23 protein-coding genes are annotated in these 19,709 nt (G+C 60.8%); 11 read left to right on the top strand and 12 right to left on the bottom strand.

Translation table 11 applies throughout. The features are described from left to right. Positions 1–33 precede the first annotated feature (33 nt). Positions 34–915, top strand: a complete 882-nt coding sequence (locus NCS00_RS21485; protein WP_250440935.1) for an isocitrate lyase/PEP mutase family protein — start codon at positions 34–36, stop codon at positions 913–915. A 48-nt stretch (positions 916–963) separates the two neighbouring features. Here the strand turns inward: NCS00_RS21485 and NCS00_RS21480 are convergent, their stop codons facing one another. Beyond that, positions 964–1,263, bottom strand: coding sequence for a DUF4148 domain-containing protein (locus NCS00_RS21480; RefSeq protein WP_008347964.1), 300 nt, complete (start codon positions 1,261–1,263; stop codon positions 964–966). 228 nt (positions 1,264–1,491) lie between these two features. Between NCS00_RS21480 and NCS00_RS21475 the strand changes: the two genes are divergently transcribed. Then, on the top strand, positions 1,492–1,785 hold the full coding sequence (locus NCS00_RS21475; protein ID WP_008347963.1) for a DUF1330 domain-containing protein: 294 nt from the start codon (positions 1,492–1,494) through the stop codon (positions 1,783–1,785). 33 nt (positions 1,786–1,818) lie between these two features. On the opposite strand, the gene NCS00_RS21470 is transcribed toward NCS00_RS21475, so the two are convergent. Beyond that, positions 1,819–2,541 (bottom strand): haloacid dehalogenase type II, encoded by a 723-nt coding sequence (locus NCS00_RS21470; RefSeq protein ID WP_008347961.1) that lies wholly within the window; start codon positions 2,539–2,541, stop codon positions 1,819–1,821. Positions 2,542–2,727: 186 nt separating this feature from the next. Here NCS00_RS21470 and NCS00_RS21465 point away from each other — a divergent pair, with 186 nt between their 5' ends. Next, positions 2,728–3,438 (top strand): SDR family NAD(P)-dependent oxidoreductase, encoded by a 711-nt coding sequence (locus NCS00_RS21465; protein WP_250440934.1) that lies wholly within the window; start codon positions 2,728–2,730, stop codon positions 3,436–3,438. 69 nt (positions 3,439–3,507) lie between these two features. Beyond that, on the top strand, positions 3,508–3,744 hold the full coding sequence (locus NCS00_RS21460; protein ID WP_250440933.1) for a tautomerase family protein: 237 nt from the start codon (positions 3,508–3,510) through the stop codon (positions 3,742–3,744). 60 nt (positions 3,745–3,804) lie between these two features. Here the strand turns inward: NCS00_RS21460 and treA are convergent, their stop codons facing one another. Together treA and NCS00_RS21450 are read right to left on the bottom strand one after the other, a co-directional pair. Next, on the bottom strand, positions 3,805–5,454 hold the full coding sequence (gene treA / locus NCS00_RS21455) for an alpha,alpha-trehalase TreA (protein ID WP_175980770.1): 1,650 nt from the start codon (positions 5,452–5,454) through the stop codon (positions 3,805–3,807). A 133-nt stretch (positions 5,455–5,587) separates the two neighbouring features. Then, complete coding sequence (locus NCS00_RS21450; RefSeq protein ID WP_175980768.1) at positions 5,588–6,481, bottom strand: helix-turn-helix domain-containing protein; 894 nt, start codon at positions 6,479–6,481, stop codon at positions 5,588–5,590. Positions 6,482–6,617: 136 nt separating this feature from the next. On the opposite strand from NCS00_RS21450, the gene NCS00_RS21445 reads away from it, so the two are divergent. The 4 genes from NCS00_RS21445 (at position 6,618) to NCS00_RS21430 (ending at position 11,031) form a co-directional block, all read left to right on the top strand. Continuing rightward, on the top strand, positions 6,618–7,457 hold the full coding sequence (locus NCS00_RS21445) for an SDR family NAD(P)-dependent oxidoreductase (protein WP_250436487.1): 840 nt from the start codon (positions 6,618–6,620) through the stop codon (positions 7,455–7,457). Positions 7,458–7,517: 60 nt separating this feature from the next. Then, positions 7,518–9,263: an FAD-dependent oxidoreductase gene (locus NCS00_RS21440; RefSeq protein ID WP_250440932.1), complete on the top strand. Its 1,746-nt coding sequence runs from the start codon at positions 7,518–7,520 to the stop codon at positions 9,261–9,263. Further along, positions 9,260–9,595: an NIPSNAP family protein gene (locus NCS00_RS21435; RefSeq protein ID WP_008347947.1), complete on the top strand. Its 336-nt coding sequence runs from the start codon at positions 9,260–9,262 to the stop codon at positions 9,593–9,595. Before NCS00_RS21440 ends, NCS00_RS21435 begins: the two co-directional genes overlap by 4 nt. Before the next feature lie 71 nt (positions 9,596–9,666). Next, complete coding sequence (locus NCS00_RS21430) at positions 9,667–11,031, top strand: MFS transporter (protein ID WP_250436484.1); 1,365 nt, start codon at positions 9,667–9,669, stop codon at positions 11,029–11,031. On the opposite strand, the gene NCS00_RS21425 is transcribed toward NCS00_RS21430, so the two are convergent. The 6 genes from NCS00_RS21425 to NCS00_RS21400 form a co-directional block, all read right to left on the bottom strand. Then, a complete protein-coding gene (locus NCS00_RS21425; protein ID WP_008347943.1) occupies positions 11,013–11,546 on the bottom strand; it encodes an Ohr family peroxiredoxin in 534 nt (177 codons plus the stop codon). The two genes, NCS00_RS21430 and NCS00_RS21425, sit on opposite strands and share 19 nt — an antisense overlap. 39 nt (positions 11,547–11,585) lie before the next feature. Next, on the bottom strand, positions 11,586–11,759 hold the full coding sequence (locus NCS00_RS21420) for an NAD-dependent epimerase/dehydratase family protein (RefSeq protein WP_250436482.1): 174 nt from the start codon (positions 11,757–11,759) through the stop codon (positions 11,586–11,588). A gap of 117 nt (positions 11,760–11,876) precedes the next feature. Continuing rightward, the gene (locus tag NCS00_RS21415) at positions 11,877–12,890 is read right to left on the bottom strand and encodes a LysR family transcriptional regulator (RefSeq protein WP_250440931.1); all 1,014 of its coding nucleotides are present in this window, start codon (positions 12,888–12,890) and stop codon (positions 11,877–11,879) included. Positions 12,891–12,966: 76 nt separating this feature from the next. Beyond that, positions 12,967–13,374 (bottom strand): cupin domain-containing protein, encoded by a 408-nt coding sequence (locus NCS00_RS21410; protein ID WP_008347938.1) that lies wholly within the window; start codon positions 13,372–13,374, stop codon positions 12,967–12,969. Positions 13,375–13,412: 38 nt separating this feature from the next. Then, entirely contained in the window at positions 13,413–13,892 is a 480-nt protein-coding gene (locus NCS00_RS21405) for a carboxymuconolactone decarboxylase family protein (RefSeq protein ID WP_175980753.1), read from the bottom strand. 117 nt (positions 13,893–14,009) lie between these two features. Continuing rightward, the gene (locus NCS00_RS21400; protein WP_250440930.1) at positions 14,010–14,891 is read right to left on the bottom strand and encodes an RNA polymerase sigma-70 factor; all 882 of its coding nucleotides are present in this window, start codon (positions 14,889–14,891) and stop codon (positions 14,010–14,012) included. 145 nt (positions 14,892–15,036) lie between these two features. Here NCS00_RS21400 and NCS00_RS21395 point away from each other — a divergent pair, with 145 nt between their 5' ends. After that, complete coding sequence (locus NCS00_RS21395; RefSeq protein ID WP_250440929.1) at positions 15,037–16,326, top strand: MFS transporter; 1,290 nt, start codon at positions 15,037–15,039, stop codon at positions 16,324–16,326. Here the strand turns inward: NCS00_RS21395 and NCS00_RS21390 are convergent. Continuing rightward, positions 16,277–17,329, bottom strand: coding sequence for a helix-turn-helix transcriptional regulator (locus NCS00_RS21390; protein ID WP_250440928.1), 1,053 nt, complete (start codon positions 17,327–17,329; stop codon positions 16,277–16,279). The genes NCS00_RS21395 and NCS00_RS21390 overlap by 50 nt on opposite strands. 272 nt (positions 17,330–17,601) lie before the next feature. On the opposite strand from NCS00_RS21390, the gene NCS00_RS21385 reads away from it, so the two are divergent. Continuing rightward, positions 17,602–17,898: a hypothetical protein gene (locus NCS00_RS21385; RefSeq protein ID WP_008347927.1), complete on the top strand. Its 297-nt coding sequence runs from the start codon at positions 17,602–17,604 to the stop codon at positions 17,896–17,898. A 205-nt stretch (positions 17,899–18,103) separates the two neighbouring features. Here the strand turns inward: NCS00_RS21385 and NCS00_RS21380 are convergent, their stop codons facing one another. Further along, the gene (locus tag NCS00_RS21380; protein WP_250440927.1) at positions 18,104–19,210 is read right to left on the bottom strand and encodes an aldose epimerase family protein; all 1,107 of its coding nucleotides are present in this window, start codon (positions 19,208–19,210) and stop codon (positions 18,104–18,106) included. Between the two features lie 28 nt (positions 19,211–19,238). Here NCS00_RS21380 and NCS00_RS21375 point away from each other — a divergent pair, with 28 nt between their 5' ends. Continuing rightward, a complete protein-coding gene (locus NCS00_RS21375) occupies positions 19,239–19,574 on the top strand; it encodes a hypothetical protein (protein ID WP_250440926.1) in 336 nt (111 codons plus the stop codon). Positions 19,575–19,709 lie beyond the last annotated feature (135 nt).

Here is a 19,709-nt window from a genome sequence, read left to right as displayed (position 1 = left end):
CCGAACACGAACTATCTTTCCGGAACCTTAGCCATGACCACTTCTTCCTCGCGCCGCCGCGCGGCCTTTCGCGAACGGGTCAACGCTCGCAGCGCCCTGCTGCTGCCCGGCGCATTCAACGCAATGAGCGCGCAAGTCGCCGCCGATCTCGGCTTCGAGGCGATCTACATCACCGGTGCAGGTGTAACCAACATGTCGCTCGGCCTGCCGGATCTCGGCTTCATGGGACTCGCGGAAATCGCGGAGCATACGTCGCGCATCCGCGATGCAGTGGACCTGCCGCTTATCGTCGACGCGGACACGGGCTTCGGCAATGCGCTCAACGTGCGTCACACGGTACGCACGCTGGAGCGCGCGGGCGCGGACGCCATTCAGCTCGAAGATCAGGTTATGCCGAAGAAATGCGGGCACTTCGCGGGCAAAGCCGTGATATCGACCAATGAAATGGTAGGGAAGATACGCGCAGCGGCGGATGCCCGCGAAGACGATAACTTTCAGATCATCGCGCGCACCGATGCGTGTGCGGTGGAGGGCTTCGATGCAGCGATCGTACGAGCACGCGCATTCGTCGAAGCGGGCGCCGACATTCTCTTCGTCGAAGCGATCGAAACGCCGGAGCAAATCGCGTCACTGCCGAAGCTGCTCGACGCGCCGCAACTGATCAACATCGTGATCGGCGGAAAGACGCCTGTTACCGACCGCGCGGATCTCGAACGCCTCGGCTTCAGCCTCGTGCTCTATGCAAATGCGGCATTGCAAAGCGCCGTGCGCGGCATGCAGACCGCGCTCGGCGCCTTGAAATCGCAGGGACGTCTCGACGAAAATCCCGCTGTCGTTGCGCCTTTCGCCGAGCGTCAACGGCTCGTGAACAAGCCGCTTTTCGATGAACTCGACCGCAAATACGCTGCGGACTGAATGCATCGCCTGAAGCGGTCACATAGACCGCTTCGGTCATTCACGCATTTAGCGCGAGTACATTGCGTTCCAGTCGGACTGCGACACACGTGCGCTACCCGATTGCGATGCACCGTTGGCCGCGCCGCCATAGGCCGTCGCACCATCGCGTGCGGCGAGCTTCGCTTCGGCCGCTTGAATGGCTTCGGGATAGTGCGCCTGATCGCCGTCGCCGACGTGATAGCCGACGCTCTCCAATGCGGCCAATTCCGCGCGCACTTGAGCGCGCGTGATCTGGCTTTGCGCGAACGAAGCGACGGGAATGACGAGAGCGGTTGCGACGAGTGCTGCGCGGATGATCGACTTCATGATTAAACTCCAGTGTTATGAGGTGCCCGGCTTCGAACACAGTGCCTTTCGAAGCAGTGAAAGCAGTTTATGACGCAGGTGCTCTCGGGTTAACCCCTAGCGCAAGAAAGCACCTTTCACCGAAACGCGCTTAATCGAGAATTTGCTATGCTGTCCGCCGGACTGAATGCAAATGCACAGTGCGTTCGCCTCATGGCGCAAGGCGCCCTTCAAACACTGGAGATAAAGATGGCAAAGGGATATTGGGTCAGTGTGTACACAAAAATCATGAAGCCCGATCAGGTTGCGGAATACTCGAAGATCGCAACGCAGGCTATTGCAGAAGGCGGCGGCCGTCCGCTCGTGCGCGGCGTTGCGTCGATGGTGCAAGGCGAAGGCGTGCTCGAGCGCACCGTCGTCATCGAATACGATTCACTCGAAGCAGCCGTCGCCGCCTATAACAGTGCAACGTATAAGCGCGCACTGGAAGTGCTGGGCGATTCCGTCGTGCGCGACTTCCGCATCGTCGAAGGCGTCGCTTAAATCCAGCTCGTCATTGGCCGATGCTCGCAGCGCTCACGCACCCACGGCATCGGCCAATTCGTTCATATCCTTGGCAACGACATCCCAATCGCTTTCGGCTTTTAAATCCACTGTCTGAGCGGGACCGCGTTCATAGGGCCGTGCGATGAACGCCGTGCGCAACCCACACCTTCTTGCCGCCGCGAGATCGTCGTTATGCGCGGCGACGAGACATACTTCTTCCGGCGTCAGCATCAACACTTCGGCCGTGCGTAAATACGCCTGCGGATCGGGCTTATAGATTTGCGCAATCTCCGCGCCGAGAATCGCATCCCAAGGCAGACCGGCGCGCTTCGCCATATCGACCATTAATCGAATATTGCCGTTGGAAAGCGGCGCGATGATATGGCGCGCCTTGAGCCGTTGCAAACCCGTTATCGAATCCGGCCACGGATCGAGCCGATGCCATGCAAGATTCAACTCTTCGAGCGCTTCGGCAGCCACGGCATTCGGATCGATGCCGAACTCCGGCAGCACGTCGAGCAGATTCTCGCGATGCAGCACATCGAGCCGCACGAATGGCCGCTCCCCGTTGATCACCTTGCGCATCGCAGGCACGTAGCGGCTTCGCCATGCATCGGCGAACGCTTCGGGCGTTGCGTCGATCGCGCCGTGGCGTTGAAGAAATGGCGCAGCCTCGCGTGCAACTCCGCCGCGCCAGTCCACTACCGTGCCGAATACGTCGAACACGAAGGCCTTTACGTTTTGCAGCGTCACGTCGTTTCTCCTATCGGTGATTCATTCGTCTGATCGATTTCGCTGCGGCCCATTTGTTCCTCGCACGCAAGACTGATTGTCCATCACGGGTGTACGCAAGGAATCTCGAAAGGCCTAGATTACGAGCCATCGGAGCCGTCGGTCCGATCCGCAACAGGCCCAAACCAACATTCATCGAGGTTCATCATGAGCAACGCAAGCAAAGTCGCTATCGTTACCGGTGCATCGCAAGGCATCGGCGCTGAAATCGTCAAGGCACTCCGTGCGCAAGGTTATCGCGTCGTCGCGACCGCCCGTTCAATTCAGCAACCGGACGATCCGAACGTCGTCGCTGTCGCCGGTGATATCGGCGATCGCGCCACCGCGCAGCGCGTGGTCGAAGCGGCAATCGCAAAGTTCGGCCGCATCGATACGCTCGTCAACAACGCCGGCATATTCGTCGCAAAGCCTTTCACGCAATATACGCAGGAAGACTATGCCGCGGTTCTGAACGTGAATGTGAATGGCTTCTTCCACATCACGCAACTGGCTATCGAGCAAATGGAAAAGAACAAGAGCGGCCACATCGTCAGCATCACGACGTCGCTCGTGGATCATGCGGTAAGCGGCGTGCCTTCGGTATTGGCGTCGCTGACCAAGGGCGGTCTGAATTCCGCGACAAAGTCGCTTGCTATCGAGTATGCGAAGTCAGGCATTCGCGCGAATGCAGTGTCGCCCGGCATCATCAAGTCGCCGATGCATGCGCCCGAAACGCACGACGCGCTCGGCGCACTGCATCCGATGGGACACATGGGCGAAATGAGCGACATCGCGAACGCGGTGCTGTATCTTGATGCGGCGCCGTTCGTGACGGGCGAGATCCTGCACGTCGACGGCGGTCAAAGCGCGGGACATTGATCGATTCTTTACCCGTTGAGGATGCGCCTCTCGCAGGCGCTTCGTCGTTTCCCACTCAAGGAGATCGTCATGCCGATCGTAACGATTCAGGTGACACGCGAAGGCAACAAGCCCGGCACGAACGCGGTGACTGCCGAGGAAAAGAAGCAACTCATCGAGGGCGCGAGCCAACTCCTTCTCGAAGTATTGAACAAGCCGCTCGATACCACGTTCGTCGTCATCCAGGAAGTGAAAATGGAGAACTGGGGCGTGGGCGGCATGACAGTACCGGAATATCGGCGGCAAAAGCAGGCGAAGAAGGATTGACGCGAACCGAAACGCGGGCATCGCTACATGACCTTTGACGATGCCCGCCGTTTCATCGGCTCATTGCCCCGGCGAATAGAGATCGAGCAGTTTCAGCGTCACGCCATTCGTCCATCCGAAACCATCCTGTAACGGATATTCCCCACCTCCTCCGCCGCCCGTTCCACTACCTTCCACGATGTACTTCTCAACGAGCTTATGTTGAGTGTTATAGACGTTATTCACGTCGGCAAGAAAGCGCGTGCCGATCTGTTGCGCGAGATCGCTGCGCCCATAGCGCTTCAATCCTTGCACGGCGATCCAGTGCAATGGCGCCCAGCCATTCGGCGCGTCCCATTGCTGCGTCGTGTTGTACGTGGTCGTCGTGAGTCCGCCCGGCTTGAGCAAGATCGCTTCGACGGTTTCCGCGGTCTTGTGCGCGCGCTCCGGCCACGCCACGTTGGCGAAGAGCGGATAGAGCATAGCAGCCGATGGGTTGTTGCGCGGCTGACCGAGTTTCCAGTCGTAATCGCCGTAATACCCGTTCTTGTTCCAGAGATATCTGTTGATGCCGATCGCGCGTTTGGCCGCACGCCCCACGAATTCGCCGACACAACGGAAATCACGCGCCTCGCCGCAACCGATTGCGATCGTCGTTTCGAGGTGGAACATCAGGCTATTCAAATCGACGGGAATGATCGATGTCGTGCGGATCGTCGCAAGCGTCATATTGTCGCCGAACCAGCGCGAGCTGAAGTCCCAGCCGCTTTCAGCCGCCGCACGCAAGTCGCGATACACCTCGTTCGCCGGACGGTTCGTGACCAGCTTGGCGGTCGCCACGTCTTCCGAGTAGGACTCGTCGCGCGGCGTATCGCGTTCGTCCCAATACCGATTGAGCACGGTCTTGTCCGGCATCATCACGACGTTGCGTACCGCGCCGCCTGGCCGCAGCGTATCCGCTCCTTGCATCCAGTAATCATGTTCGCGGCGCAATTGCGGCAAATACTTCTGATAAACACGTCCACCTTCCTTGTGCGCGGCAAGTTCGACCATATAGGAGAAGAACGGCGGCTGCGAACGGCTCACATAGTATGTGCGATTGCCATTCGGAATATGGCCGATCGTGTCGATCAGATACGCGAAGTTATCGAGCATATCGTCGACGAGATCTTCGCGGCCTGCCTCCTGCAGACCGAGCATCGTGAAATAGGTATCCCAGTAGTAACCTTCCCGAAAGCGTCCGCCAGGCACCACGTACTGCTTTGGCATCGGAATCAGGGAACTGTTGGCGGGTACGTTCGCGGTCGTCGTCAGACGCGTGAGTTCGGGCCAAAGCCAGTCGATATGTTCGCGCAGGCTCTGATTCGGCGGCGGCGTAATCACCTGATCCGTCGGCGGCGTGAAGTATTGTGCGACGAACGTCGCGAGCGAGAAGCCCGGCACCGACATCTGCTGATGATAAGCCTGCACGATCTGCGCGGGGTCTATCTTGGGTATGGCATCGACGAAAGTCTTCTGATCGGGATAGACGCCCTGCGTCTGCACGGCGACGAAAAGGTCACCGTATAACTCGCTGGGTGGCGGCAGAAGCGTATACGCCGTTTGTGCGTCGGCATAGGCGACATTGGCAGCCGAGCTCATGACGAGCCAGGCGCACAGCATTCCGCGTGCCTTTATGCGGAAGCGCCGCGACGCGTCGTGCGCCGCTGGATCCGATGACAGTACGATCATGTTCACTCCTTCGAAGGGTGATTAAACCGGACTGGTCTCGCTCGGGCCTTTCTTGTTGTTATCGATTTACAGCACGGCGAAGCATCGCACGCTTGTACGAAGCTGGCAACCCTCGAAGAAGGAAGCGAACGGGCTATTGAATGGCCAGCGCCTTGTGCGCTTCCGCCTGGAATCGGGTCGGCGTGACGCCGGTCTGCTTGCGAAAATAGCGGCTGAAATAAGCGATATCGGCAAAGCCCAGTCCATGTGCGATCTGCTTGACCGACATGCTGGAATAAACGAGATCGCGCTGCGCCTCGCGCACAAGATGCTCGTTGATCATTGCGAGCGGCGAACTCGAGATCTCTTCGCGGCATATCCGCCCGAGTTGTGTGACCGTCATGCCGAGCTTCTGCGCATAGAACTCGACAGGTCGATGCTCGCGAAAATGCGCGGCCACCAGTTCCCTGAAGCGCTTGATCTGCTGCGCCCGCCTTTCGGTCGATGCGACACTCGGCGCAGATGCGCTTTCGCATAGGCGCACGACATGCACAAAGAGTGCAATCAATAGCGACATGCCCGCCGCCATGTGACCGCGATTCGTCGCGCGGAATTCCTTCTCGAGCAATTCGACGATCGGCAAGAATGCGCTTTCCTTCATGGAGTGGGCACTCATGCGCGAGACGCCTGCGCGTTGCAACACCGGAACGAGTCCCGGCGCCGCGATCGATGCCAGCGCCTCGATCGATCTTTGCGCGACGGTCACGACGAGACCATCCACGTTCGGCGCGAAGTTGAATCCATGAACCGTTTGCGCGGGCAGCATGATGACGCACGGCGGCACGAGATCGATCATGCTGTTCTCGATCAGCACTTGCCCGCCGCCGCCGCGAATGTACAGAAATTGCAAGAGCGCATCGTGGCGATGCGCGTCGATATGCCAGTCGTTGGGCGCGCTGCGCTCGACGATCCATTCGAAGTTGAACGCGTCATACCACGGTGGACGCGCCGATTCCCCGTACAAGTTGTAGTTAGGGATTTTCCTCATATCCTGCGTCTCCTGATGCACAAATTGTCCTGTCGTCTGCGTCCTTTGTCCAATCTTTCGTGCATGGGCGTGAATATACTTTTTTCACAGGCAAGGCTATCGGCGCCTTTGCATCGAACGAACTCAGGAGACAAGGATGACTAATCAGGCCGCGCGGGATCACACCGCGCAGCATTGGCTCGGCCTCGAATCGAGCGTATGCGTAGTGACGGGTTCGGCCGGCGGAATCGGGCGCGCCATTGCATCGACATTCGCCGATGCGGGCGCAAGGCTCGCATTACTCGATCGCGATGAAGCGGGCTGCAACGATGCGGCGCAAGCATTGCGCGCGACTGGCGTCGATGCCATCGCCATAACTTGCGATATCGGCGATGCAACGAGCGTGAACCGCGCACGCGATCAAGTTGCACGCAAGTTCGGTCAGGTCGATGTGCTCGTCAATAACGCAGGCCTGTTGCGCGCGGGCGGCATCGAAGATATCGGCCTCGATGCATGGAATGCGATGCTCGCCGTCAATCTCACCGGCTACATGTTATGTGCGCAGGCATTCGGGCGCGACATGCTCGCGCGCGGCGCCGGAAGCATCGTGCATATCGCATCGGTGGCGGCGCATCATCCGCAGACGTGGAGCGGCGCATATAGCCCGAGCAAGGCGGGCATCGCAATGTTATCCCGTCAGATCGCCGCCGAATGGGGCGGGCGCGGCGTGCGCAGCAATACGGTCTGCCCCGGCATGATCCGCACGCCGCTTTCGATGGCGTTCTATGAGCAAGGCGATGTCGAAGCGCGCCGTAGCGCAATGATCGCAAGCCGGCGCATCGGCGAACCGCGCGATATCGCCGAGGTGGTTGCATTCCTCGCAAGCCAGCGCGCGGCCTATGTGAACGGCGCGGAGCTTGCCGTCGACGGCGGCTTCGAATGCATGTTGATGGATCTCGTTCCACGTCCCGGCTTCGAAGCGCCGCGCAACGCCTGACACGCTGCTTCTCATCTCACGGGCGTGCGAAGCGCCCGGCTTCAATCAAAGGACTTCATCATGACTACCGTAACGCGGTCGTCCGATCTCGCTTGCGATGTCCTCGTGATCGGCTCGGGCGCCGGCGGCCTTTCCACGGCCATTACAGCGAAGAAGCAAGGGCTCGACGTGATCGTCGTCGAGAAGGAGGAATACTTCGGCGGCACGACCGCGTTCTCGGGCGGCGTCTTGTGGATACCGGGAAATCGCCACGCGAAAGAAGCGGGCGTGCAGGATACGCGCGAAGCCGCAGTTCGATACATGCGCAGCGAAACGGGCGCGATGTATGACGAAGCAGCCGTCGAAGCGTTCCTTGAAAGCGGCCCACGCATGATCGAATTCTTCGAGCGCGAGACCTCGGTCGAATTTCTGCCGACGCTCTACCCCGACTATCATCCCGATGCGCCGGGCGGTGTCGACGTGGGACGTTCCGTCGTTGCAAAACCGTTCGACGCACGCGCGCTTGGCAAGGACATCGTGCGCCTGCGCCCGCCGCTCAAGACGATAACTTTCATCGGCATGATGTTCAATTCGTCGAGCGCGGATCTCAAGCATTTCTTTAACGCGACGAAATCGATCGAATCCGCGTGGTATGTCGCGAAGCGACTCGCGAGCCATATCCGGGAACTCGCACAATACAAGCGCGGCGTGCAGATCACGAGCGGCAACGCACTCGCCGCGCGCCTCGCGAAATCCGCGCTCGATCTCGGCATTCCGATTCACACGCGAACGGGCGCGAAAGAACTGATTACGGTGAAGGGCCGCGTGACCGGGGCGATCGTGATTGCGAACGGACATGAAACGCGCATCGTTGCGCGACGCGGTGTCGTGCTGGCGTGTGGCGGCTTCTCTCACGATGTCGCGCGCATCGCAAAGGCCTATCCGCATGTGCGGCGCGGCGGCGAACATGTATCGCCTGTGCCGGCAGGCAATACCGGCGATGGCGCGCGCATGGCCGAGCGCGTGGGCGGACGTGTCGATATTCGCTATCCGCAGCCCGCTGCGTGGATGCCGGTCTCGCGCGTGCCGCTAAAAGGCGGCAAATACGGCGTGTTCCCGCATCTGCTCGATCGCTACAAGCCGGGCGTGATCGGCGTGACACGCAGCGGCGTGCGCTTCACCAACGAATCGAACTCCTACCACGATGTCGGCGCAGCGATGATCGAAGCCTGTCGCGATGAAAGCGAAACAGCCATGTGGCTCATCTGCGATCACGCGACGATTCGCAAATACGGCCTCGGCTTTGCAAAGCCCGCGCCGCTACCGGTCGGTCCTCATCTGAAGAACGGTTATCTCGTCAAAGGCCGCACGCTCGCGGAACTGGCACGGCAGACAGGCATCGACGCCACAGCGCTCGAAGCGACGGTCCGCGACTATAACCGCGATGCCACGCATGGCAAGGACACTGCTTTCGGCCGTGGCACGACATCTTTCAACCGCTATCGCGGCGATGCCGCTCACAAGCCGAATCCTTGCATCGCACCGATTGGCGACGGTCCGTACTACGCGCTCAAGGTCGTTATGGGCGATCTCGGCACCTTCGACGGAATCGCGACGAATCCGCATGGCCAGGTACTCAAGGGCAGCGAGCCGATACCAGGGCTCTATGCCGTCGGCAACGACCGCGCGAGCGTCATGGGCGGCAACTACCCCGGCGCGGGCATCACGCTCGGTCCAATCATGACGTTCGGTTATCTCACCGGATTGCATCTCGCGGGCAGCGTCGACGCGCACGCGAAGTCCAGCGAATTGAGGAGCGCAGCATGAGCAAGCCCTTCATCGATCACCGCATCTATACGATCAAGCCGCGCGGCATGTCGGAATTCATCGACGTATTCGACCGTCTAGCGATGCCTATTCAGACCAGATATCTCGGCGCGCCCGTAGGTTTCTATATGAGCGATATCGGCGCGTTGAATCAGGTCGTGCATCTGTGGGGCTACGAGAGCATCGCGGATTACGACCAGCGGCGCACCGCGCGCGACAACGACCCCGAATGGCCCGCTTATCTGCATGCGTCGGCGCATCTCATCGTCGCCCAGGAAAGCCGCATCATCAGGCGCGTCGAGTTCAAGAGTCTTTCGCCAGCAGTTCGATAAGCGCGCGGCATAGCGGCACGACGAAGGCCGCATTCTTCCGCTTGCACATGAATGAATGGAGACATAACGGCATGGAAAAGAACGTCGGGACCATCGAGGTCCAGAGCTTTATCGACGGCGAGCGCTTCTCGCCCTATCAATGGGTCATTCTGATCCTGTGCTTTCTCGTCGTCGCGGCCGACGGTTTCGATACCGCGGCAATCGGTTTTATCGCGCCGTCGTTGATCGGCGACTGGGGCATCACGCGCGCCGCGTTAGGCCCGGTGATGAGTGCGGCGCTCGTCGGTCTCGGCATCGGCGCGCTCGTGGCCGGGCCGGCCGCCGACCGTATCGGACGCAAGGCGGTGCTTGCCCTTTCCGTGTTCTTCTTTGGCGTATGGAGCCTCGCATCGGCACAAGCAAGCTCAGTCGAAACACTAACCGCGTGGCGCTTTCTCACCGGCCTGGGTCTCGGCGCGGCAATGCCCAACGCGGTCACGCTGATGTCCGAATACGCACCGGCGCGCGTTCGTGCTATCGCCGTCAATGCGATGTTCTGCGGCTTCTCCGTAGGACTATCGCTTGGCGGGCTCTGCGCCGCATGGCTCATACCGCATTTCGGCTGGCAAAGCGTGCTCGTCGCCGGCGGACTCGGTCCTATCGTGCTCACCGTGCTGTTGCTCGTTCTGTTGCCCGAGTCCGCACAGTTCATGGTCGTGAGACAACGCCCTACGCGAAAGATCGCGCGCGTCCTGCGCCGCATCTCGAACGATCTGCGTCTCGCGGAAGGCGCGCGCGTCACGTTCACTTCTGCCGATACGCGCACGGCCGGCGCCGACAAATCTTCGCTCGGCATCATCGTCTCGCGTCCCTATCGCTTTGGCACGTCCATGTTATGGCTCGCCTATTTCATGGGGCTGATGATCTTCTATCTGCTGACGAACTGGCTTCCTACGCTTTTCAAGGATGCAGGCTTCTCCGCCGAGCGCGCTGCGCTCACGACATCGCTCTTTCCGCTCGGCGGCATTCTCGGCAACCTGTGCCTTGGCTGGGTGATGGGCAAGGCCAATCCGCGACGCGTGAACGCGTGCGCTTATGTGCTCGCAGCGGCGATGGTGCTGACAATCGGACGCGGCATCGCGGATCAGTTCTGGCTTGCTCTGCTGATCTTCCTGACCGGAACAGCGGTGACGAGCGCGGTTACATCGATGTCGGCGCTCGCCGCGTCGTTCTATCCGACGCGAAGCCGCGCGACCGGCGTCGCATGGATGCTTGGCATCGGCCGCATGGGCGCGGTCGCGGGCGCAATGACCGGCGGCGTGCTCATGAGCATGGGGCTGCAATTTGGCGCGGTCTTCACGCTGCTCGCGATTCCCGCAATCATCGCCGCGTTCGCGTTGGGCGCGTTGAGCCGGCGCGATAGAGCGAGTGAAGCCACTCAACGTTTGATGACTTGATGTGCTTTCGAGGCATCGTCGGTATTTGCAAGCGCAACTATGTTGACGATGCCCTGACGCGCCATCTTCGTATAAGGGCAAAAGCGTTCCGTGCTGCGCACGAGTTCCTCAGCTACGCTGCGTTCGATGCCGGGCATCTGCACGCGTGTGTGGGCGGTCAACACGAAGAGCCCGTCCATCGGATCGCGGCTGAATTCGACCGTGACGTACACGCTTGCAGCCGCGACAACGATGCCGGCGCGCGCCGCAAGCAGGACCATCGCGCCATGAAAACATGCAGCGTAGGCCGCGGCGAACAGTTGCTCGGGGTTCGTGCCGCCGCCGGGACCGCCGAGCGCCTCGGGCATACGCAGGTCAAGAGCGAGATTGCCGTCGTCGGATCGTGCCTCGCCCGTCGCGCGGCCATGTCCCGCATCGCCACCCGTCACCGCGACGGTCGTCGAATACAGGGGTTGCACGTCGCGTCCTTGATACCTGTCGAGCAGGCTGACGGGCGGCGGATCGATATGCTCCATGGCGGTCATCCATTCTTCGCGCGAACGTTGCACGATCGCTCAAGGCGCCGCGACCTCGCGCGCGTCCTGCAACCCTTCTTGCAGGCCCTTTCCTGTCATCGTGTCGACGCCTGATGCCGGCGATGCCGCGATTACTTCGTGCCCGCGCGCACGCAGACGCTCCACGACCTTGCTGCCGATGAGTCCGCTTCCGCCGATGACTACGGTGTTCATGATTTCCTCCTCGAAACGATGCGCGAATGCGCGAATGCGCGATGATGACGCATCGTAGGCGTGCAGGCGTGCATCCGGTAGCGCCTCGCACGGATGCGCAGTGTTGCCTTCGATGCATCAATCGGTTGAGATGAGCTGCTGCACGCCCGCACGTGGGTTCGTGATGAACGTCGTCAGGCAATGCAGATCAAGCGCCCGCGTCTGCTCGGTCATGTAATCGACGAATACACGCACGCGCGCGGGCAAATGCTTGCGGCTGAGATAGCAAAGATAGTGGCCGCCATCGTCGGGCGCGTATTGCGCGAGACAGGTGACGAGGCGCCCCGCCTTGAGCGAATCGCAGACGAGATACGCAGGCAGTTGTGCGATGCCCTGCCCGTCGAGCACTGCTTGCAGCATCAGGTCGATATCGTTGAAGGTTTGCCGGGCCGCAGGCGAGCGCTTTCGCGCAAGGCCGTCGACCTTGAATTCCCATTCAGCGATGCGCCCCGCCGGCGCGCGGAAATTGATGCAGCGATGGTCGTCGAGATCGTCGACATGACGCGGCAGGCCGTGCTCGCGCGCATACGCCGGCGATGCGCAGACGATCATCTGCATCGGAATCAATTGCTTTGCAACGACTTCGCTATCTTCCATGTGACCATCGCGAAACGCGACATCCACCCGATCTGCCGTGAAATCGCACGGACGATCGTTCAGCAGCAGTTCGAGTGCGATGTCCGGATAGCATGCATTAAAGCCGGCTAGAAGCGGCGCGACGACCTTGCGGCCGAAGCCCGGCGCCGACGCGATGCGCAAGTGACCGCGTGGCGGCCCGTTGCGCAACTCGCGCATGTCCTCCAGCGCCTGCACGATGCGCTCCACGCCTGGCTGACAATTCTTGTAGAAGAGCTCGCCTTCGCGTGTGAGCGACGTGCTGCGCGTCGTGCGCAGGAAGAGACGCGCATCGAGCTGTGCTTCCAGCTTCTGTACGTTGCGGCTGACGGCGGAACGGCCGATGCCCAGGCGGTCGCTCGCTTTCGCGAAGCTGCCTTCGTTGGCGACGGCAAGAAAAGAAACGACGCCCGCATAACTCGCTACGAAGCTATACGCGAGAGAATCGTCGGAATGACACACAAGGTCTGATGGCATGGCGGCACGAAACGTAGTGGCTCTGTCCAACAAGACGTTTGCGCCACACGGTTTGTGACGCGCCATGCCGAATTTTTTATTTAACGGGCGTCAGAACGGGCTTGTCCTTGTCCTTGAGAAGCAGCACGATGAATTTCGCGCGCTTCGTGTTGCTCGCGTTGCGTCCCACAGTGTGAATGTCGTCAGGGCCTTCATAAAAGGTATCGCCGGCTTTGAGCGTCACGGCCTTGCCGCCGCGAACCTGCATGACGATCGTACCTTCCAGGACATATACGTAGGCATGAGCGTCGTGACGATGCACGGGATCGACCGCGCCCGGAGGATACTCCACGCTGATCATCAGCGCCTCCTTGCCGGGATATTCCGGAAGCGGCTTCGTCATGAGTTCCTTGACGATGGCCTCCGGCGCCGCGTGCGCCGTGCTCGCCGCGAGCGCCGCGCATCCGAAGACGAGTGCAAGTCCCACGCGTTTGATGCTGTGCATGATCCGTTCTCCCATGATCGAACGACGGCGCGAACGCACTACGACAGGTTTGCCTTGTCCAGGCCGAAAGCTTTATCCGACGAACCCGGAACCGTCTGAAACGCGACATTCGCACGGTTCCACCCATTGATCTCGATGATGATGTACGTCAGATCCGACAACTCCTTCTCCGAAAACTGCTCACGCACGCGTGCAAAGAGATCGTCGGACACGCCATGCTCGGGAATGCGCGTCAGCACTTCGGTCCACGCGAGCGCGGCACGTTCACGCGGCGAAAACAGCGGCGATTCACGCCAGATCGCAACGTGATGCGTGCGCAGTTCGCGCTCGCCATGAATCTTCGCTTCCTTCACATGCATATCGACGCAAAACGCACAGCCATTCATTTGCGATGCGCGAAGCGTCACGAGATCGCGGGTCGTCTGCTCGATCGAGCATTCACGCACCGCCTGACTGAACTCATAGAACTTCCGGAAAAGCTCGGGAGATTGTTGAATGTAGTTGATTCGCTGCGTCATGATGACTCCATGTCTGGTTGAAGATGGATGTCATCCTAGGTTTGCGCGACTTGTCGCGGTAGACACGCGAACGTGCCCACGCTGTTGCCTCGCACGCATCAATCGAATCGCGAGCGTTCATGCATTGCCATGGCGAGCCGCAATGCGTTCGAGCTTATCCGGATTGCGCTGCACCTGTATGCGTACGATGCGTTCATCTTCGATATCGAAAGTCTGCGCGGATTCGAGCTTGCCGTCGATGAAACGCAGCAGCGCCCATTGCTCATTCAGCATGACGAGTTCGAGACACACGCCGTTTCCATACCGCAGAAAGGCCGCATAAAAAAGCTGCGCGATGCGTTTGCCGCCCAAAAGCGGTTTGGGGAAACTCTGCACGCGCCCGCCGCCATCGCCGATCAGCATGGCGTCCTCCGCGAGCATCGCGTGAATAGCTGCGAAATCGCCGAGCTCCATCGCGTGCGCGAATCCATGCAGCAAGCGCCTTTGAATCTCTCGCGACACCGAACGTCGCGGACGCTCTTCGCGTAGTTGTGCCTTGGCTCGGCTCACGAGCTGGCGGCATGCGGCCTCCGTCTTGCCGATGATGTTCGCGACCTCCGCATAGTCGGCGTCGAAGACCTCGCGCAACAGAAACGCCGCGCGCGCTTCGGGCGTGAGGCGTTCGAGCAGCATGAGGAACGCGACGGATACGTCGTCCGCGCGCTCCGTGACTTCCTCCGGCGTTGCCGGCGGGTCGGTGATCTGCGGCTCGGGCAGCCAGATGCCGGTGTAGTGTTCGCGCCGCAACTTCGCGGCGCGCAACCGGTCGATCGAATGGCGCGTCGTCACTGCGACGAGCCACGCCTCGGCATTCCCGATCGCTTCGCGAGCCGCCGCATGCCAGCGCAGCCACACGTCCTGCACGATATCCTCGGCTTCGGCGACCGAACCGAGCATGCGATACGCAATGCCCTGCAGACGAGGGCGCAAGCGGTCGAATTCGCGCGTGGCGTCATCCATGAAGGCGATTCCTCGTTACTGAACGTCTGTGAAGTCATCGGCTTGAAAGGAGATCGTATATTACGCGTGCGCGATATTCCTTTAAAGATATGAATAACACGGCCGTTAATATCGATGGCCGGAATCGAACGCGCCAATCTCATTCATGACTGAAATCGAACGTCCACAAGCGCCCGCGAATCTGACCCGCATCATCGTAGCGACGGTGATCAGCAACGGCTTCGTCGCATACGACTTCACTGTGTACGGCTTCTCCGCGGCGATCATCGGGCGGCTGTTCTTTCCCGCGCATGATCCCGCCTCGTCTCTGCTGCTATCGCTCGCGACATTCGGCGCCGGCTTCGTGATGCGTCCGCTCGGCGCAGTGCTCATCGGACGATACGCGGATCGATGCGGACGCGAAGCCGGCATGCGGCTGTCGATCGCCGTGATGGCGCTGGGTACGTGGCTGATCGCATGCTTGCCGACGCACGCGGCGATCGGCGCGAGCGCGACCGTGCTGATCGTGGTCGCGCGGCTTTTGCAAGGACTCGCGGCGGGCGGCGAGATCGGACCGGCATCGGCGCTGCTGATGGAATCCGTGCCTTATGAACGGCGCTGCTTCATCGTCAGCTGGCGTGGTGCGAGTCAGGGCGCGGCCGCGTGCGTGGCGGCGCTCGTCGGCGCGTGCACATCGGCGCTTCTGTCGCCGGAGCAACTCTTGCAATGGGGATGGCGCGTGCCCTTCTTCATCGGCGGACTGATCGCGCCGCTCGGATGGTTTCTGCGCCGCATGCCGGGCGACGCATCCACGTCGAAGCCCCGACCCGCGCGCACGCCGCTCGCAACTGTACTGCGCGAGCACGCGCGCCCGCTCGCATGCGGCATCCTGATGATGGCCGCGCCATCGTCGAGCATCTACATCGCCGTGCTGTACATGCCGAGCTATCTGACGCATACGCTGCAGCGGCCCCCTGTCATCAGCTTTCTGATCGCGTCGCTCTCCGGCCTCGTTATTCTGATCGTCACGCCGCTCGTCGCGCTTGCGGCCGATCGGCTGATGAGCCGCAAGACGCTGCAATATGCCTCGCTCTTCGCCGCGCTCGCGACGGCTTATCCCGCGTTTTATGCGCTCACGCGAGGCGCACCGGATGGGCTCGCGCTCGTCATCATCCTGCTCTATGTCGCAGTCGCGCTGAACAACGCGGGCGCCGCTTCGGTGCTCATGCTCGAAGCCTTCCCGAGGGATCGGCGCGCGGCGAGCCTCGCCGTGATCTATACCTTCGGCGTCGTCATCTTCGGGGGATTCTCGCCGTTGACGGTCGCATGGCTCGTCGGCGCGACGGGCAACGTAATGACGCCCGCGTGGTATCTGCTCGCCGCGAACTGCCTGACGCTTCTTGCGCTCAGCCGCTTTCCGGAAGGCCGCGCGAGTGCGCGGCGCGCATCCGCATGACGGGATCGCCACTCGTCGCGCGCAACAGTTCGAGCGCGCGCAGGCGCATCTCGAGCGGACTGACGTCGAACGCGCGGCGAAACGCGCGCGTGAAATCCGATGCGCTCTTGAAGCCGAGACCGAATGCGATATCCGCAATCTGCAGATTGGGAAACAGCGCGAGTTCGTCGGCCGCTTCGCGCAAGCGGCGAAGTCGAATATATGCGGCGAGCCCGCCCTCCTGCTCGAACCACCGATAGACTGTCGCGCGCTTGAGCCCGAGTGCCTCGACGATCGCGGTCGGCGTGAGATCGGCCTCATGCAGGCGCGTTTCGATGTAACGCTTCACCTGGCTCTTCACGGCCGTTTGCAGTGCGGCGCGTGAATCGCTCGCGGCATTCGGCTTGTCGGCGAATGCCGCGAGCAGGAGCCGCGCGCCGGCATCGAGCGCGTCAGCGGCGTCGGGCCGGTCGAGCACCGGCAATTCTCGCGCGGTGGCCTCGAAATGTTCGAACACGAAATGCACGAGCGGCGCGTGATCGGGCAGCACGCGACCGTGCAACGCGTCGCAGTCGCCGATATGCGCGGCGACGATTACACGCGGTACGAACATCGTCAGCACGCGGCACGCCGGACGTTCGACGCGAAAGCGCTGATTCAGATCGAGTGCGATGATGCCGCGCACAGAGCCAGGCGCGCTGCGCTTGACGCTCAGCCCGCTGACGTGACCGGTCTCGCCTTCCACATAGACGTGAAATGCGAAATCGCGACGCGTGTCAGTGGAGACGCGCGCGATAGATCGCTCGAGCACGAGCGCGTCGGTGCGCGCTTCCGTGAACACGAGGCCGCCCGCCGCATGCAAATCGATGCTGCCCGAGAAACCGCGTGCAATCTGATCCTTGTCCGGCACGACATCGACCACATGCCCGACCCGATCGCGCCATGCGAGCAATTGACGCTCACGCGGACAGGCGCGCGTCGAAAAGTGCGTGGAAATCTTCGGCGGATCGGAATCTGCGGGCATATGCGGCAGTCGATGTTGTCGGGTCGTCCTTCGCGCTGTGGCGCGCACGATACGCGCCAGCAAATGAGACGCATGGTAAAGCGTATTTTGAATGCCGGTATATCGTGCTGGACGAGGAGCAGCGTGTGCGGCGTCGTGGGCGGCCAGGTCGGCGATTCCTTGCCTTCATCCCGCCGTCACATTGCTGACTCCCCATCCTAGGGTTTACGGCTAGTCAAGATAAAAAATTCAGCCGCACATAAAGAGAGAAAAGACGTTTCGGGGCGTCACACATGGAAAAGTCGAAAATTGTGCAAGTCGGGCGCGCCGCGCAGGCCACGCGAGCGATGCTCAAGCCCGCGCGTCTCGCGGACACCCAGCTCGATCATCTCGAGCACATGATCCGTTCGCTCGCGCTATCGGGAAATTCAAAGGCGGTCGACCAGTTCGATCATGCCTACTGGAAAAGGCGGCTCGCCGCGGTCGGCGACGAAAGCGATCTCGTCTCGACGCAACGCGCCCGCGTGCTGCGGCTCCTCGATCTTCTCGAACAGAACCGGGCAGCAGACTCCGACAAGGCGGCCGCCTAGCGCTCCGCCAGCAACGCATGCGAAATGCAAAACACGACAAGGCATTTCGAATGCAAAACGCAAAATTCCGTTTGCGCCGAACGAATTCCGAGGGCCAGCCTGAGAGAGAGCACTCGACGCGGGGGCCGATTCCGACCACCGCGTCGAAAAGTGCCTCTACGTGTGGCTTCGCGTCCCGGGGTACGATTCGCACCCGACTCATGCGCTAACGCACACCGATCTTCCAGACGGTGACTTCGTGATACTCGTCGCCGGGCTTGAGTTCGGTCGATGGGAACGTGGGGCGGTTCGGCGAGTCCGGGAAATGCTGGGTTTCTAGCGCGAAGCCATCCGTTTGTCGATACGCCACGCCCGACGTGCCGATCGCGCTGCCATCGAGACCGTTGCCCGTGTAGAACTGCAAGCCGGGCTGCGTCGTATAGACATCGAGCACGCGGCCGCTCGACGGATCGTAGGCGCGCGCGGCAAAGCCGGGTTCTCCATTGCGCTGTCCGTTCTTGTTGAGCTTCCAGTTGTGGTCGTAGCCGCGCGCATAACGCATCTGCTGATTCGACGAACGCAAACGCGCGCCGATCGGCGTCAGCGCTCGCAGATCCAGCGGTGTGTTCTCGACGCTCGCCATCTCGCCGGTCGGAATCGAATCGGCGCGCGTCGGCGTATAGCTCGATCCCGCGATCATGATGAGCTGCCCTTCGACATTGCCGCTGCCCTCGCCCGCGAGGTTGAAGTAGCTATGGTTCGTGAGGTTCAGGACGGTCGGCTTGTCCGTCTTCGCACGATAGTCGATACGCACTTCGTTATCGTCGGTGAGCGTGTAGGTTACGTCGACAGTAAGCGTGCCGGGAAAGCCGTTCTCGCCATCGGGACTCACATAGCGAAGCTGCACGCCCGCGCCTTGCGCGCCCTGAAACGTCTTCACCACGGTCCAGATTTTCTCGTCGAATCCATGCGGACCGCCATGCAGTGTATTCGGTGGCTCGTTGACGGGCAGCTTGTAGTCGCGGCCATCAAGTTCGAACTTTCCATCGGCGATGCGATTCGCATAACGCCCGATCAGACCGCCGAAATGGATCTTGCCGTTGTACTTCTCATAGTCGTTGAGCGAGCCAAAGCCGAGCACGATATCCGCGCGACGCCCGCGCCGGTCCGGCACATCGAGACGCGTGACGATGCCGCCATACGTGATGCAGTTCATCGACACGCCGCGCGCATTGGACAACGTGAATTGCGTCACCGCCTGGCCTTGTTGGGTCGCGCCATAGGGCGCGGAGGCAATCGAAGCAGCGAAGCCGCGCGGCGATAACAAAATCATGCATGCGATAGCGGCAAAACGAATGAGCGTGTTTTTCGCGAACTGCATAAGAGCAATGAGAGAAGAACGTTCGATCGATACATCGGAGTGTGAATTGAGCATCGGCTGTACCCGGTACGGCGGGCACGTCGGATGCGACCTCTTCATGTCATCCGACGAACACGACAAGGAGCCGCTCATGAATCAGCAAACCGATCGACCGACGCCGCCCACCCAAACGCCAGAAGATCCGAACATGGCCGACCGCCGCTTGTCCGACGAGCAAAAGCGCACGATGAGAAATGAGCCCGAGCCGCCGAAGCGCACCGATCAAAGCAAGGAAGAAAAGCTGCCGAATCCGAAAGACGTAGGTGAGGCCGGCTGATCTTGCGTGCTTGCTATCGTCCAATGAATCAATAAGGCGACGCGCTGATTCATAAGACGAAACATTCTTTGATACGTATAAATTACATATAACCTTTCGGAGCGATGATGGCTGCATCGCCGTATCGCGATGAAG

Origin of the sequence: Caballeronia sp. AZ1_KS37 (assembly GCF_023631165.1) — a bacterium.
Classification (GTDB): Bacteria; Pseudomonadota; Gammaproteobacteria; order Burkholderiales; family Burkholderiaceae; genus Caballeronia; species Caballeronia zhejiangensis.
This window is presented reverse-complemented; position numbering and strand designations above follow the sequence as displayed.